Origin of the sequence: Microbacterium gubbeenense DSM 15944 (assembly GCF_000422745.1) — a bacterium.
Classification (GTDB): Bacteria; Actinomycetota; Actinomycetes; order Actinomycetales; family Microbacteriaceae; genus Microbacterium; species Microbacterium gubbeenense.
This window is the reverse complement of the sequence record NZ_AUGQ01000010.1, coordinates 50714-65246: the sequence shown is the minus strand read 5'-3', so window position 1 is coordinate 65246 and position 14533 is coordinate 50714. Positions and strand designations below refer to the sequence as shown.

12 protein-coding genes are annotated in these 14533 nt (G+C 69.6%); 9 read left to right on the top strand and 3 right to left on the bottom strand.

Annotated elements, in window-relative coordinates; genetic code table 11:
* Positions 1-59 precede the first annotated feature (59 nt).
* The 8 genes from G510_RS0107910 to G510_RS0107875 all read left to right on the top strand — a co-directional run bounded on the left by G510_RS0107910 (position 60) and on the right by G510_RS0107875 (position 9628).
* Entirely contained in the window at positions 60-1232 is a 1173-nt protein-coding gene (locus G510_RS0107910; protein ID WP_029153192.1) for a glycosyltransferase, read from the top strand.
* A complete protein-coding gene (locus G510_RS0107905) occupies positions 1229-2443 on the top strand; it encodes a glycosyltransferase (protein ID WP_245563261.1) in 1215 nt (404 codons plus the stop codon). The genes G510_RS0107910 and G510_RS0107905 overlap by 4 nt, the downstream gene beginning before the upstream one ends.
* 98 nt (positions 2444-2541) lie before the next feature.
* On the top strand, positions 2542-3147 hold the full coding sequence (locus tag G510_RS0107900; protein WP_029153190.1) for a helix-turn-helix domain-containing protein: 606 nt from the start codon (positions 2542-2544) through the stop codon (positions 3145-3147).
* A 150-nt stretch (positions 3148-3297) separates the two neighbouring features.
* Complete coding sequence (locus G510_RS15975) at positions 3298-4500, top strand: metal-dependent hydrolase family protein (RefSeq protein ID WP_051216590.1); 1203 nt, start codon at positions 3298-3300, stop codon at positions 4498-4500.
* Between the two features lie 38 nt (positions 4501-4538).
* Positions 4539-6134, top strand: a complete 1596-nt coding sequence (locus tag G510_RS0107890; RefSeq protein WP_051216589.1) for an ABC transporter substrate-binding protein — start codon at positions 4539-4541, stop codon at positions 6132-6134.
* Between the two features lies 1 nt (position 6135).
* Complete coding sequence (locus G510_RS15970; protein ID WP_051216588.1) at positions 6136-7212, top strand: ABC transporter permease; 1077 nt, start codon at positions 6136-6138, stop codon at positions 7210-7212.
* Positions 7209-8021 carry an ABC transporter permease gene (locus G510_RS0107880; protein ID WP_051216587.1) on the top strand — a complete coding sequence of 271 codons (813 nt, stop codon included), beginning with the start codon at positions 7209-7211 and terminating at the stop codon, positions 8019-8021. Before G510_RS15970 ends, G510_RS0107880 begins: the two co-directional genes overlap by 4 nt.
* On the top strand, positions 8018-9628 hold the full coding sequence (locus G510_RS0107875) for a dipeptide ABC transporter ATP-binding protein (protein ID WP_029153187.1): 1611 nt from the start codon (positions 8018-8020) through the stop codon (positions 9626-9628). Before G510_RS0107880 ends, G510_RS0107875 begins: the two co-directional genes overlap by 4 nt.
* On the opposite strand, the gene G510_RS15965 is transcribed toward G510_RS0107875, so the two are convergent.
* A complete protein-coding gene (locus G510_RS15965; protein WP_036322430.1) occupies positions 9586-10143 on the bottom strand; it encodes an NADPH-dependent FMN reductase in 558 nt (185 codons plus the stop codon). The genes G510_RS0107875 and G510_RS15965 overlap by 43 nt on opposite strands.
* A 113-nt stretch (positions 10144-10256) precedes the next feature.
* Between G510_RS15965 and G510_RS15960 the strand changes: the two genes are divergently transcribed.
* Positions 10257-12386: an ATP-dependent Clp protease ATP-binding subunit gene (locus G510_RS15960; RefSeq protein ID WP_084644264.1), complete on the top strand. Its 2130-nt coding sequence runs from the start codon at positions 10257-10259 to the stop codon at positions 12384-12386.
* Positions 12387-12464: 78 nt separating this feature from the next.
* On the opposite strand, the gene G510_RS0107860 is transcribed toward G510_RS15960, so the two are convergent.
* Together G510_RS0107860 and G510_RS0107855 are read right to left on the bottom strand one after the other, a co-directional pair.
* A complete protein-coding gene (locus G510_RS0107860) occupies positions 12465-13553 on the bottom strand; it encodes an ABC transporter permease (RefSeq protein WP_029153186.1) in 1089 nt (362 codons plus the stop codon).
* Positions 13550-14434, bottom strand: coding sequence for an ABC transporter ATP-binding protein (locus G510_RS0107855; RefSeq protein ID WP_029153185.1), 885 nt, complete (start codon positions 14432-14434; stop codon positions 13550-13552). The genes G510_RS0107860 and G510_RS0107855 overlap by 4 nt, the downstream gene beginning before the upstream one ends.
* Between the last annotated feature and the right edge of the window lie 99 nt (positions 14435-14533).

The following is a 14533-nucleotide window of genomic DNA, read 5'->3' as shown; positions in this document are numbered from 1 at the left end:
ACCCCCGAATTGGCGCGTTCCCCACGCGCACGGCGGGTGCACGCGGGTAGCGTCGTACCGTGGCCGAACAACGACCCCTCCGTATTCTCCTCGGGTGCGACACCTTCGCCCCCGACATCAATGGCGCCGCCCGGTTCGCGGAGCGGCTCGCGTCGGGCCTGGTCCAGCGCGGGCATTCCGTGCACGTGAGCGCGCCGAACACGCGGTACCGGCTCGAGGATCCGCGCTTCGAGCACATCGAGGGCGAGGACCTCGTGATGCACCGGCTGCCGTCCGTGAAGGCTCCCGGCCATGACTGGCTGCGGTTCGTGTGGCCGTGGCGCTCGAAGCATTACGCGCGCAAGGTGCTCGACAGCGTGCGGCCCGACGTGGTGCACATCCAGTCGCACATCGTGATCGGGCGCGGTCTCACCCGCGAGGCGCGCAAGCGCGGGATCCCGGTGATCGCGACGAACCACACGATGGCCGAGAACATCCTCGACTTCACCCGTCTGCCCGAGTGGGGCAACAAGATCTTCGTGAAGCTCGCCTGGGCCGATGCCCGGCGCACCTTCGAGATGTCCGCCGCCGTGACGACCCCGACGCGAAAGGCCGCGGACTTCCTCGAGGAGACGATCGGGCTCGCCGGGGTGCTGCCGATCAGCTGCGGCATCGACATGGCGCAGTACACCGCGGATCTGACCCCGCGCACCGATAAGCGCATCGTGTTCGTCGGGCGCCTCACGAGCGAGAAGCGCATCGACGACCTGCTGCGCGCGGCGGCCCGCCTCGACGACGACGTGATCGTGGAGCTCGTCGGCGGCGGCGACCAGCTCGGCGCGCTCGAGAGCCTCGTCGACGAGCTGGGGATCCGCGACCGCGTCGTCTTCCACGGACGCGTCTCCGACGAGGAACTGCGCGCCGCGCTCACCCGCGCAACGATGTTCGCGATCGCATCGATCGCCGAGCTGCAGTCGATCGCGACGATGGAGGCGATGGCGTCGGGCCTGCCGATCGTCGCCGCGAACGCGGTGGCCCTGCCGCACCTCGTCGAGCACGGGAAGAACGGCTACCTCTTCGAGCCCGAGAACGTCGACGAGCTCGAGGCCCGGATCCGCGACGTGCTGTCGGCGGATCAGGATGCCTATCAGGCGATGCAGCGCGCGTCGCTCGAGATGGTCTCGGCTCACGACATCACCCGCACGCTCGACACGTTCGAGTCGCTGTATCGGGGCGGTGCCCTTCCCGCATGACTCGTCCGCTGCACGTCGTGATGTTCGGCGATCAGCACCCCGCGACGTCGGGCGGGGCGCAGGTCGCGATGCGACTGCAGCAGAAGTACCTCGAGCGGGCCGGACACGTCGTCACGATCGTGGTTCCCGCGCGGCACGGCGGCGCTCGGGAGAACATGCCGTCGCCGGCATATGTCGAGATGCCGTCGATCGGCGTTCCGCCCGACTGGGAGTACTCGGCGGTCTGGCCGGGCGCGCGGGCCGAGCGGGCCGTCGACCGGGGGATCACCCGGCGCGTCGTGCGCGATGGAGCGCCGCTTCCCGATCTCGTGCACGTGCAGGGGGACTATTGGGGCGCGTTCCTCGGGTATCGCTTCGCCGAGCGGGCGCGGATCCCCGTCGTGCACACGATGCACAACCGCGTCGACGTGGGGATCGAGGCGACCGTGCCGTTCCCGCGCCTGGCGCTGTCGGCACTGAACGCCTGGCGGCGGGCGATGCTGCCGGGGTCGGACGGCGGATCCGACGGCTGGGCCTACCTGCGCGGCCTCGCCTCGGGCGCCGCGGCCGTCACGGCGCCGTCGACGCACTTCGCGCGCCGGCTCGAAGAGCACGGCGTCGCGCCTGTCGTCGACACGATCTGGAACGGCATCGACGACGATGCGCTCGCTGGCCTCGCCGAGCCCCCGAACTCGGGCGCGCTCATCTGGGTCGGGCGCATGAGCGCCGAGAAGCGGCTGATCCCGTTCCTCGAGTCGTATGCCGCAAGCGGAATAAAACTGCCCGTCGATATCGTCGGCAGCGGGTTCCAGCGGGACGAGGCCGAGCGCTTCGTCGCGGCGCGCGGACTTGCGGGGCGGGTGCGGTTCCTCGGCCGCCTCTCGTACGCCGACACGCTCGCGAGAATCATGGCCGCTTCCGCCCTCGTGCAGACGTCGATCGGGTTCGAGTCGCAGGGGATGACGCCGTTCGAAGCAGCGCAGCTCGGCACGCCGTCGATCGTGAGCGACGGCGACATCGCCGACGAGATGGGCGGGGGCATCTGGCGCGTGCCGGAGGCCGATACCGAGGCCGACCGGGTCGCGATGCTGGCCGAGACCCTGCGCCGGGCCGAGCGCGACCTCACCGCGGGGGAGATCCCCGTCCCCTCGGACCGTGTGCGCCGCGAGTTCCTGCAGTCATCGCGCACGGCGGCGATGATCGACGTCTATGAACGGGTGCTCTCGCGCTGAGGCGCGCGACTCACGTCGAGACCGCGAGCAGGCTCATCGCCGGGCTGATGACGAGCGCTCCGAAGATGCCGATGGTGATCTCGGTCTAACCTTCACCTATGAGCGACCCGCACGCGCGCCCCTCGGACGAGCACGCCTCCCGCCTCGCGACGACGGTCGGGATCCGGGTGCGGCAGTATCGGATCGCGGCGGGGCTCACGGCCTCCGACCTCGCCGGTCGCGCGGGGCTGTCACCCGCAATGATCTCGCGCATCGAGTCGGCCTCGACGTCGGCGAGCCTGACGACGATCGACCGCGTCGCGAAGGCGCTCGCGGTGCCCATCGCGTCCCTGTTCCGCGGCGCGGATGCCCCGCCCTCGGCCGTCGTCGTGAAGGCAGGAGACGGGGCGCCGTCCGTGCGCGCGGGCACCCGCCGCGGGCATCGGTACTCGAGCCTCGGCAACCTGCTGTCGGCGAGCGGGCCCTCGCTCGAACCGGTGATCGTCGAGCTCAACGCCGACGCCGAGGAGTTCCCGATGTACGAGCACGCCGGAATCGAGTTCCTGTACATGCTCGAGGGGTCGGTGCTCTTCGCACACGGCGACGACGAGCACGTTCTGGAGTCCGGCGACTCCATCCTTCTCGACGCGGAGACGCCGCACGGGCCGACCGCCGTGATCGCTGGCCCCGCACGGTTCCTCTCGGTGAATCCGGCCGGCGGATAGCGACGTTCCTGGCGCTCAGAAATGCGTTTGTCACACAGAACGATTTACTGTCGGTAAATTAGTTGCGTTGGCCGCAACATGGCACACGCGCTTCTGCGTCGGACGGCGATCCCGATCCGACGACGCCCGCATCGTCGTCTGGAGTTCTCTGTGCCCGAATCCGCCCTGTCTGACGTCGCCCTCTGGGACGGCACGTGCTCCCTCGGTGCTGGCCGCATCACATGGGACGGCGACAGCATCACGGCCGTTGAGGCTGAGGATTCCGGCGCGAACCCCCGATACGGCGTGATTCCCGGACTCATCGATACGCACGTGCACCTCGGGGGCTATGCCGGCCCGGGGGAGCAGCCGTGGGGATCCCCATGGAATCTCGTGACGCCCGACACCGAGAAGGTCTTCCACATCGCCGCCCAAGCGCAGCGAGCGATGCGTGCGGGCGTCACGACCGTCCGGGATCTCGCGGGCGATGCCCTGCAGCTCGCGGTGAGCCGCGTCTTCGACGACGGCGTGCAGATCGGGCCGCGCGTGCGCGTGAACGGCCCCGTCGGCATGACGGCCGGTCACGGCGACCTCTTCATCCCGCCGCACTACCCGCACCGCGACCCCGTCGCCGACAGCCCGGACGAGTGCCGCAAGCTCGTGCGGCAGTGGGCGCGTCAGGGCGCGCACGGCATCAAGATCTACGCGTCAGGCGGCGTGCTGTCGATGGGCGATCGCGTCGGATGGCGCAACCAGACGATGGACGAGATCCGCACGACCGTCGACGAGGCGCACGCCCTCGGCATGCTCGTCGCGGCGCACAGCCACGACACCGAGAGCGCGCGCCGGGCGCTCGAGGCCGGCGTCGATTCGATCGAGCACGGATCCGGCGTCGACGCGAGCCTGTGGCCCGTCGTCACGCAGCGGGGGATCCCCGTTGCGCCGACCCTGCTGATCAACGATCGCCTGGCCGACGGCACGATCCCCGTGGCGGGGGAGGCGCGTGAGAAGGCTCAGGCCGTCGTCGCCGAGCGCGACGCCAACTTCGCCGGGGCCGCCGCGGCGGGCGTCCGCTTCGTGCTCGGCACGGACGCCAACGGCGTCATGGTGCGGTTCGGCGATCAGCACGAGGAGGTGCGCCTGATGGCCGACATGTTCGGGTGGTCGGCGGAGCGCGCCCTCGTCTCCGCCACGAGCGATGCGGCCGACGCCATCGGCATGGGTGACCGCGTCGGACGCCTGGCCGCCGGTCTGGGCGCCGACTTCGTCGTCGTCGACGGCCGCCCCTGGGAGGACATCTCTCACCTCGATGTCGACCGCATCGTCGCCGTCGTCTCCCGCGGACGCGTCGTATCAGGCGAGCTTCCCCGATGAACCCCTTCCGTCCCCACCTCCGTTCCGAGAGGATCACCGTGAACACATCTCCCCAGAGGCGGGTCGCGCTCGCCGCGGGCTCTGCCATCGCCCTGACCGCGCTGCTGGCGGGCTGCACGGGCGGCGGTGGCGGCGACGCCGCGGCTGACGGCACGCTCGTCTTCGCCGTCGAGACCGACCCGACGTGCATCGATCCGCAGCAGCCGACGGTGACGCAGGCGCTGTACATCGGCCGCCAGGTCGTGGACTCGCTCGTGGATCAGGATCCCGAGACCGGCGAGATCGTGCCGTGGCTCGCGGAGGACTTCTCCTCGAACGACGACATGACGGCGTTCGAGTTCACGCTGCGCGACGGCGTGACCTTCAGCGACGACAGCGAGCTGACGAGCGAGGTCGTGAAGGCGAACCTCGACTCGATCATCGAGATGTCGGCCGATGGATCGACGGCGACCCTCGCGGCGCAGTACCTCGCGGGATACGAGGGCACCGAGGTCACCGACGAGCACACCTTCACGGTCACGTTCGACGCCCCGAACGCGGCCTTCCTGCAGGGCGCGAGCACCATGAGTCTCGGAATCGTCTCCGCTGAGACGACCGAGCAGGCTCCGGACGCGCGCTGCCAGGACGGCGTGATCGGAACCGGTCCGTTCGTCTACGACGCCTACTCGCCCAACAGCGAGATCTCGATGGATCGCCGCGAGGGCTACGCGTGGGGATCCGAGCTGCGGGGCCACGAGGGCGACGCCACGCTCTCGCGCGTCGAGTTCGCGGTCGTGACCGAGGACAGCGTGCGCGTCGGCGGCCTGCAGTCGGGCGAGTTCGACATGATCGGCGAGCTGCCCTACGCAGACCAGCCCCGCATCGCGGACGAGGGCTACGAGATCTACGCGAAGGCGAACCCGGGCATCCCGACGAGCCTGATCCCGAACCTCGACAACCCCGTGCTCGCCGACGACGCCGTGCGCGAGGCGCTGCGCATCGGGATCGACCGCGACGACATCAACGCGACGCTCGGCTACGCCGACGGCGACGCTCCCTCCAGCGCCCTGTCGAGCGGCACGACCGGATACACGAGCCAGGCAGAATCCATGGCCTACGACCGCGACGCCGCGATCGCCGCCCTCGAGGACAGCGGCTGGGCGCTCGGCGACGACGGGATCCGCGAGAAGGACGGCGAGCGCCTCACCTTCACGACGACGGGCTTCTACGAGCAGAGCATGATCGAGCTCATCCAGCTGCAGCTGAAGGACCTCGGCATCGATATGCAGATCAACTTCACCGACGCCGGCGGGTTCTTCGGCGCGATCGCCGACCGCAGCTACGACATGCTGTTCGCCGCCCTCACCCGCACCGGTCCCGACGCGCTCGGCGTCGCGTTCGAGCAGGCCGCGCCGTCGCACTGGGCCGTTCTCGACGACCCCGACCTCGAGTCGATCCTCGCCGAGCAGGCCTCGACGAGCGACCCCGACGCGCGCCAGGGGCTCATCGACGAGGCGCAGGCCACGATCATCGACAACGGGTACCTGTTCCCGATCCTCGAGGTCTACCAGCTGCATGCCTCGCAGCCCGAGGTCACGGGCTTCGAGTTCGACTCGGCGTCGCGCTTCCACCTCTACGACGTGGCGCTCGGCTGATATGACCCAGGCAGGAACGTCTCCGAGGCGCGCGCCCGTCCGCATCGCGCGCATGGTCTGGCCGCGGCTGGTCCAGTTCGTCTTCGTCGTGTGGGCGACCTATACGGTGACGTTCCTGCTCATCCGCGTGCTGCCGGGGGATCCCGTGCTCGCGGCGCTCGCCGTGCAGTCCGGCGACGCCACGACGGTGGATCCCGAGCAGCTTGCGGCGCTGCGCGAGGAGGCTGGCCTGTCGGGCGGCCTCATCGCGCAGTACTTCTCGCAGCTCGGCGGCCTCCTCACCGGCGATCTCGGCACGTCGCTCGCGACCGGCCGGGACGTGACGTCGATGATCGCCGACGTCGTTCCCGGCACCCTCGCGATCGCCGGGCTCGCACTCGTGATCGGCATCGCGATGTCGCTCATCATCGGGTTCCTCGCCTACATCTCGCCGTGGAAGTGGCTGCGCGACCTGCTCGTGCAGCTGCCCCCGCTCGGCGTCGCGGTGCCGGCGTTCGTCACGGGACTCATCCTTATCAGCGTGTTCTCGTTCACGCTCGGCTGGTTCCCGGCGTCGGGGGCGCGCTCGTCGCTCGGCGTCGTGCTGCCCGCGATCACGCTCGCCTTCCCGGTCGGCGCGATCTTCTTCCAGGTGTTCTCCACCGCGATCCGCGAGGCGGAGCAGAGTCCGTACGTGTTCACGGCCGACGTCAAGGGCCTCTCGCGCCTCGCGGTTTTCCGCCGTCACATCCTGCGTAACGCGATGCTGCCGTCCGTGACGAGCATCGGCCTGCTCATCGGCTACCTCGCCGGCGGAACCGCCGTGGTCGAGACGGTGTTCTCGCGCGACGGCATCGGCCGGATCGTCGTGGCCGCCGTGCAGGCCCGCGACGTCAACGTGATCCAGGGCGTCATCATCGTCGTCGCGATCGTGTACGCGCTCGCGGCTCTGCTCGTCGACGTGTCCTACCCCTTCATCGATCCGCGCCTGCGCCGTCAGAGGGCGAAGCCCGGGGCCGCCGTGCCCGCGGCCGCCGCGTCGCCTGGTCTCGACAGTCCGGGGCCGAGCGCGCAGAACGGATCGGGGGGCGTGCGATGATTCGTCGATTGCTGCGTCCGACGACGCTTCTATCGCTGCTGATCGTCCTGATCGCGGCCGTCATGGCGCTCGCGCCGGGCCTGCTCGCGTCGGGGGATCCGCTCGCGGGTGCCACGGGCGACCGTCTTCAGGCTCCCAGCCTCGCGCACCTGTTCGGCACGGATGCGCTCGGACGCGATGTCTACACGCGCACCGTGCACGGAGCGTTCCTCTCGCTCGCCGCGGCCACGGCGGCCGTGCTCGTCGGCGGCATCGCCGGCGGCGCGATCGGGCTCGTGTGCGGCGCGCTGCGCGGCCGCATCGGCGGGGCGGTCGACTTCGTCGTCATGCGATTCGTCGACGTGCTCATCGCCGTGCCGGGCATCCTGCTCGCGCTCATCGTCGTGGCAACCCTGGGGTTCGGCCCGTGGAGCATCGCGCTCGGCGTCGGTTTCGGCGCCGCCGGCAGTTTCGCCCGCGTCATGCGCGCCCAGGTGCTGCGCGTGCGCGGCGAGGAGTACGTCGAGGCCGCCTCGACGCTCGGCGTGCGCCCGCTCACGGTGCTCGGCCGGCACATCCTGCCGAACGCCATGCGCCCGGTGCTCGCGATGGCGGCGCTCGAGCTGGGCACGGCCATCCTGTCGGTCTCGACCATCAGCTTCCTTGGGTTCGGCGTGCAGCCTCCGTCGCCCGAGTGGGGTGCGCTCGTCAGCGACGGTCGCGACTATATCGCCACCGCGTGGTGGCTCACGGTTCTGCCCGGCACGGTCATCGTCTGCGTCGTGCTGGCCGTGACCCGACTGGCGCGCGTGATCGGAGTGGAACGATGAGCGACGACATCCTTTCTGTCGAGGGCCTGCAGGTCGCCTACACGTCGGTCCGGCGCACGGTCGAGGCCGTGCGCGGCGTCGACCTCAGCGTGCCGCGCGGCGGCATCGTGGCGCTCGTGGGGGAGTCGGGCTCGGGCAAGAGCAGCGTCTCGCAGGCGCTCGTGCGGCGGCTGCCCGAGAACGGGGCGATCACGGGCGGTGCCATCCGATTCGACGGCCTCGACCTCGCGCGCGTGCGCGAGCGCACACTGCGGCGGATCCGCGGCGGTCAGATCGCGTTCGTGCCGCAGGATCCGAACGCGTCGCTGAACCCCGTCATGCGCATCGGCGAGCAGATCGCCGAGCAGCTGCGCCTGCACACCGGGATGTCGCGCGCGGACGCGGCGACGCGCACGGTGGAGATCCTCGGCGACGTCGGGATCCCGAACCCCGAGGTGCGCGCCGGGCAGTATCCGCACGAGCTGTCGGGCGGCATGAAGCAGCGCGTGCTGATCGGCATGGCGTGGAGCTGCGATCCGCGTCTCGTGATCGCCGACGAGCCGACGAGCGCGCTCGACGTCACGGTGCAGCGCCGCGTGCTCGACCAGATCGAGCAGCTCGCCGAGACGCGCGGCACGGCCGTGCTGCTCGTGACGCACGACCTGGGAGTCGCAAAGGATCGCGCCCAGCACGTCGTCGTCATGCAGCAGGGGCTCGTGGTCGACCAGGGATCCACGCACGACGTGCTCGGCACGCCGCGCACCGACTACACGCGCGAGCTCGTCGCGGCCGCGCCGGGGCTCACGAGCCGACGCCTGGAGCCGACGCTCGAAGGGGATTCACCGTCGGAGCCGGTCGTGCAGCGCCCGCTGCTCGAGGTCGTAGGCCTGCGCAAGACGTTCGCGCAGGGAGACGACACCTTCGTCGCAGCCGACGATGTGTCCTTCGTCGTACCAGCAGGACGCACGGTGGCGCTGGTCGGCGAGTCCGGATCCGGCAAGACGACGACGGCGCGGATGGCCGCGCGCATCACGCAGGCCGATGACGGCCGCGTGCTGTTCCGCGGGCAGGACATCACGGACCTGCGCGGCGCGGGCCTGCGCGAATGGCGGCGCTCGGTGCAGGTCGTCTACCAGAACCCGTTCGGCAGCCTCGATCCGCGCATGAGCGTCGAGGCGCTCATCGCCGAGCCGCTGCGCGCCTTCCGGATCGGCTCGCGTGCGGAACGCTCCCGTCGCGTGCGAGACCTGCTCGACTCGGTGCGGCTGCCGTCTACGGTCGCCGAGCGCCTGCCGGTCGAGCTGTCGGGCGGACAGCGCCAGCGCATCGCGATCGCTCGCGCTCTCGCCCTGCAGCCCGAGCTGCTCGTGCTCGACGAACCCGTCTCGGCACTCGACGTGTCGGTGCAGACGCAGATCCTGCAGGTGCTCGTCGACCTGCAGGCCGCGCTCGGTCTCGGCTACCTCTTCATCACGCACGACTTCGGTGTTGTGCGCCAGATATCCGACCACGTCGTCGTGATGCGGGAGGGCCGCGTCGTTGAGCAGGGCCCCGCCGAACGCATGCTGACGCTCCCCGAATCGGACTACGCGCGCGAGCTGATCGAGGCGGTTCCCGGGGCGCTGTAAGGGGCGCGGCGGCGCGAGAGCACGCCGTCGAGCCGCGCATACTCCGACTCGACCCACTCGCCGATGATGCGGGCGCGGTCGCCCGTCTCGGCGGCGGGGAAGGCGATGGCACGCGTCGGCACGCTCGCGCCGAGCTCGACGAGCAGCGGCCGCAGCGTGGTGTCGACCGCGAGCGTGTGCGCGGGGGATCCGATGGTGAGGATCGGCACGGCCGTCACCGCCGAGAGTCCGCCTGCGCCGTATCGATCGAGGAACGCCTTGAGCAGACCCGTATACGCGGCCTTGTACGTCGGGCTCGCGATCACGACGACGTCGGCGGCGGCGACCTGTGCGTTCAGCTCGTCGATCTCGGCCTCGGGGTAGGCGAAGATGCGCTCCGCGTAACCCGCGAGGTCGATCGTCGGCAGCACCGTCGCCCCGGATCGGGCGGCGAGCTGGGATGCAACCTCCCCCGCGACGAGCGCGGTGCGCGAGGCGGGCTGCGGGTTTCCGACGACGACGGCGATGGTGCTCATGGATCCATTGAACAGGCGCTGTTCGTGCCGGGGCAAGAAGCTCGACACACGCGGTCACGCCGATGGTGTTAAACTTGAGTCGACCTAACTCAAGTTAAAACCGGGAGGACGATGTGGCAGAGAATCAGGACGACCAGAAGAGCGCGCTCGAGCAGTTCGGCATCAACCTCACCGAGCTCGCTCGCACGGGCAAGCTCGATCCGGTGATCGGGCGCGACAGCGAGATCCGCCGTGTGAGCCAGGTGCTCACCCGGCGCACGAAGAACAATCCCGTGCTGATCGGCGAGCCCGGCGTCGGCAAGACGGCCGTCGTCGAGGGCCTCGCTCAGCGCATCGTCGCGGGCGACGTCGCCGAGTCGCTGAAGGGCAAGGAGCTCATCTCGCTCGACATCTCCGCCCTCGTCGCGGGCGCGATGTACCGCGGCCAGTTCGAGGAGCGCCTGAAGAAGGTGCTGCAGGAGATCAACGACTCCGAGGGGCGGGTCGTCACGTTCATCGACGAGCTGCACGTACTGATGGGCGCGGGCGGAGGAGAGGGATCCGTCGCGGCAGCGAACATGCTCAAGCCCATGCTCGCGCGCGGCGAGCTGCGCATGATCGGCGCAACCACGCTCAACGAGTACCGCGAGTTCATCGAGAAGGACGCCGCGCTCGAGCGCCGCTTCCAGCAGGTGTACGTGGGCGAGCCCACGGTCGAGGACACCATCGCGATTCTGCGCGGCCTCAAGCAGCGCTACGAGGCGCACCACAAGGTGTCGATCTCGGACAGCGCCCTGGTCGCGGCCGCATCGCTCTCGCACCGCTACATCCCGAGCCGCCAGCTGCCGGACAAGGCCATCGACCTGATCGACGAGGCCGCGAGCCGGCTGCGCATGGAGATCGACTCGGCGCCGCTCGAGATCGACGAGCTGCGCCGCCACGTCGACCGGTTGAAGCTCGAGGAGCTCGCGCTGAAGAAGGAGAAGGACGCCGCGGCGAAGGAGCGCCTCGCGGCCCTCCGCGCGACCATGGCCGAGCAGCAGGAGAAGCTCGATGAGCTGCAGGCGAGGTGGGAGACCGAGCGCGCCTCGCTGAACCGCGTCGGCGACCTGAAGAACAAGCTCGACGGTGCGCGGATCCAGGCCGAACGCGCCCAGCGCGAGGGCAACCTCGAGAAGGCATCGCGCCTGCTCTACGGCGAGATCCCCGGCCTCGAGCGCGAGCTCGCCGACGCGGAGAAGGCCGAGCAGTCTGACGACCGCATGGTCGGCGACCAGGTCACCGACGAAGACATCGCCGCCGTGATCGCGGCGTGGACCGGGATCCCCGTGGGGCGCCTGCTGCAGGGCGAGTCCGAGAAGCTGCTGCACCTCGAAACGGAGCTCGGGCGCCGCCTCATCGGCCAGCGCGAGGCGGTCTCGGCCGTCTCCGACGCCGTGCGCCGTGCGCGGGCGGGGCTGTCGGATCCCGACCGGCCCACCGGATCCTTCCTGTTCCTCGGCCCGACGGGCGTCGGCAAGACCGAGCTCGCGAAGGCGCTCGCCGAGTTCCTCTTCGACGACGAGCAGGCGATGATCCGCATCGACATGTCCGAGTACGGCGAGAAGCACTCGGTATCGCGCCTCGTCGGCGCCCCTCCCGGATACGTCGGCTACGACCAGGGCGGCCAGCTCACCGAGGCCGTGCGCCGCCGTCCGTACTCGGTCGTGCTGCTCGACGAGGTCGAGAAGGCGCACCCCGAGGTGTTCGACGTGCTGCTGCAGGTCATGGACGACGGCCGGCTGACCGACGGCCAGGGCCGCACGGTCGACTTCAAGAACGTGATCCTGGTGCTCACGAGCAACATCGGATCGCCGATCCTCATCGACCCGACGATCTCGCCCGACGTCAAGCGCGACCAGGTGCTGCAGCTCGTGCAGGCCTCGTTCAAGCCCGAGTTCGTGAACCGCCTCGACGACATCGTGGTGTTCCAGGCCCTGGGCGAGGACGAGCTGGCGCAGATCGTCGAGCTGCAGGTCGACCAGCTGCAGAACCGGCTCGCGGATCGGCGGCTCACGCTCGCCGTCACGCCCGACGCGCGCGCCTGGCTGGCCGAGCGCGGCTACGACCCGGCGTTCGGCGCCCGCCCGCTGCGCCGCCTTATCCAGAAGCAGATCCAGGACCTGCTGGCGCGCGGCATCCTCGCGGGCCGAATCCACGACGGCGACACCGTGCGGGTAAATGTGGCAGCAGACGGGGACGCGCTGGCGCTGACGGGCGCCTAGCCCCCAGTTCATCATTTCTGGCACTTTTCTTACCCTGCTCGCAGGAGAAAAGTGCCAGAAATGAAGGGTTGTGGGGGGCTACTTCTTCAGGGCCTCGCTCCACTTCACGCGGGCGCCCATGCGCAGCAGTGAGCGCTCGTAGATTTTCGCGGCCAGCATGATCACGAGCGCGCACGCGATGAGCGAGATGACGATCGAGAGGATCGGCTCCCACCACTGCGCCTCGTTGAAGAACAGGCGGATCGGCATCGACACCGGCGCCGAGAACGGCACGTACGACATGATTGCCATCACGAGCGGGTTGTCGTTGAAGAAGATCACGAGGAAGTACGGGATCATCACGATGTACATGACGGGCGCGATCGTCTGCGAGATGTCCTCCTGACGCGACACGAGCGCTCCCGTCGCGGCGAACATCGTGGCGATCAGCAGGAATCCGGCGACGAAGAACAGTGCGAACCACAGCAGCGGCGCGCCGAGCCCTGCGAGCATTTCGGTCTGATCTGTCACGATGAGCGACACCGCCACCGCCGCGACGATCAGAATGATCTGCGCGAGCGCGAGCAGCGTGTTGCCGATCACCTTGCCCGCGAGCAGCGCCCGCGCGGGGATCGCCGTCAGCAGGATCTCGATCACGCGCGTCTGCTTCTCCTCGACGACGCTCGTCGCCACGGGGGATCCGAACGTCATCGCCGACATCATGAAGACGAGGCCGAAAGCGATCGCGAGGATGTAGCGGATCGGGGACCAGCCCGCATCCGGGTTCACGAGCTCGACGTGCGGCGCCTGTGACAGGCTCTGCAGCAGCTCGCTCGGCGCCTCGGTGAGCGCCACGATCGTCAAGCCGGTGGTCGAGTCTTCGTCGGGGACGACCGCCGCGTCGACCGCTTCATCCTCGACGAGCTGGCGGGCCTCGTCGGCATCGGCCACCTCGGTGACCTCGACGCCGTCGATCTCGGCGAGCTGCGCCGAGACGGTGTCGGGAGCGGCGACCTCGGTGGTCGTTTCGCGCTCGCTGAAGAAGTTCATCGCGATGATTCCGGCGATGATTCCGATCAGCAGGATCAGCGTCGAAATCACGAACGCCTTGCTGCGCACGCGGGTCACGACCTCGCGCTCCGCGACGAGGTAGGTGGCCTGGGGCAGGGACAGGGGCTGAGCGTTCATCGGACGACCTCCTTGAAGATCTGTGCGAGCGAGGGATGCTGCGGGGCGAAGCTCGTGACGTCGCCCTCGGCGACCGAGCGGCGCAGCACGTGCTGCGCGGCCTGGTCGTCCGTGACGTCGAACACAGCGTGGCCCGCATCGAAGTCGATGACCTCGATGCCCGGCTCGTCGCGAAGCCAGCCCGCGTCGCCGGTCGAGATCAGCTCATAGCGGTTGGTGGAGTGCTGCTCGCGGAGCGCCTCGCGCTCGCCGCTCGCGCGCACGGATCCGTCGGCGATGATCACGAGGTCGTCGCAGAGGCGCTCGACTACGTCGAGCTGGTGCGAGGAGAACAGCACGGCCGCGCCCTCGTGCGCGCGACGCTGCAGCACCGCGACGACCGTCTCGACGGCCATCGGGTCGAGGCCGCTGAACGGCTCGTCGAGGATCAGCACGTCGGGGTCGTGCACGAGCGCCGCGGCGATCTGCGCGCGCTGCTGGTTTCCGAGCGAAAGCGACTCGATCGGATCCGTGAGGCGCTCGCCGAGGCCGAGCTCGGTAAGGATGTCCGTCGCCTTTTCGCTGGCGACGCGCTTGTCGAAGCCGTGCAGGCGCCCGAGGTAGGTGATCTGCTCGAGCACCTTCATCTTCGGATACAGGCCGCGCTCCTCCGGCATGTAGCCGAAGCCGCGGCGCCGGGCGGCGGTGAGCGGATCTCCGTCGAGGGTGACCTCGCCGCCGTTCTTCTCGAGCAGCCCGAGAACGATGCGCATGGTGGTGGTCTTGCCCGCGCCGTTGCCGCCGACGAAGCCCGTGAGGCGGCCGCGCGTGACGGAGAACGACACGTCGTCGAGAACCGTGCGCTCGCCGTACTGCTTCGTGATTCCGCTGACGTCCAGCATGTCGGAACCCCTTTCCGTTCGTATGCTTCGACGCTATGCGGTGCGATACCGGCCGCACCTCCGCCGCGAGGGGGAGATCTCAGCTCGTTCACTGGGGAT

Excerpts from the sequence above, each read along its gene's own strand:
- G510_RS0107905 (WP_245563261.1), top strand. The coding sequence starts at position 1,229 with ATGACTCGTCCGCTGCACGTCGTGATGTTCGGCGATCAGCACCCCGCG.
- G510_RS0107900 (WP_029153190.1), top strand. The coding sequence starts at position 2,542 with ATGAGCGACCCGCACGCGCGCCCCTCGGACGAGCACGCCTCCCGCCTC.
- G510_RS15970 (WP_051216588.1), top strand. The coding sequence starts at position 6,136 with ATGACCCAGGCAGGAACGTCTCCGAGGCGCGCGCCCGTCCGCATCGCG.
- G510_RS0107880 (WP_051216587.1), top strand. The coding sequence starts at position 7,209 with ATGATTCGTCGATTGCTGCGTCCGACGACGCTTCTATCGCTGCTGATC.
- G510_RS0107875 (WP_029153187.1), top strand. The coding sequence starts at position 8,018 with ATGAGCGACGACATCCTTTCTGTCGAGGGCCTGCAGGTCGCCTACACG.
- G510_RS15965 (WP_036322430.1), bottom strand. The coding sequence starts at position 10,143 with ATGAGCACCATCGCCGTCGTCGTCGGAAACCCGCAGCCCGCCTCGCGC.
- G510_RS0107860 (WP_029153186.1), bottom strand. The coding sequence starts at position 13,553 with ATGAACGCTCAGCCCCTGTCCCTGCCCCAGGCCACCTACCTCGTCGCG.
- G510_RS0107855 (WP_029153185.1), bottom strand. The coding sequence starts at position 14,434 with ATGCTGGACGTCAGCGGAATCACGAAGCAGTACGGCGAGCGCACGGTT.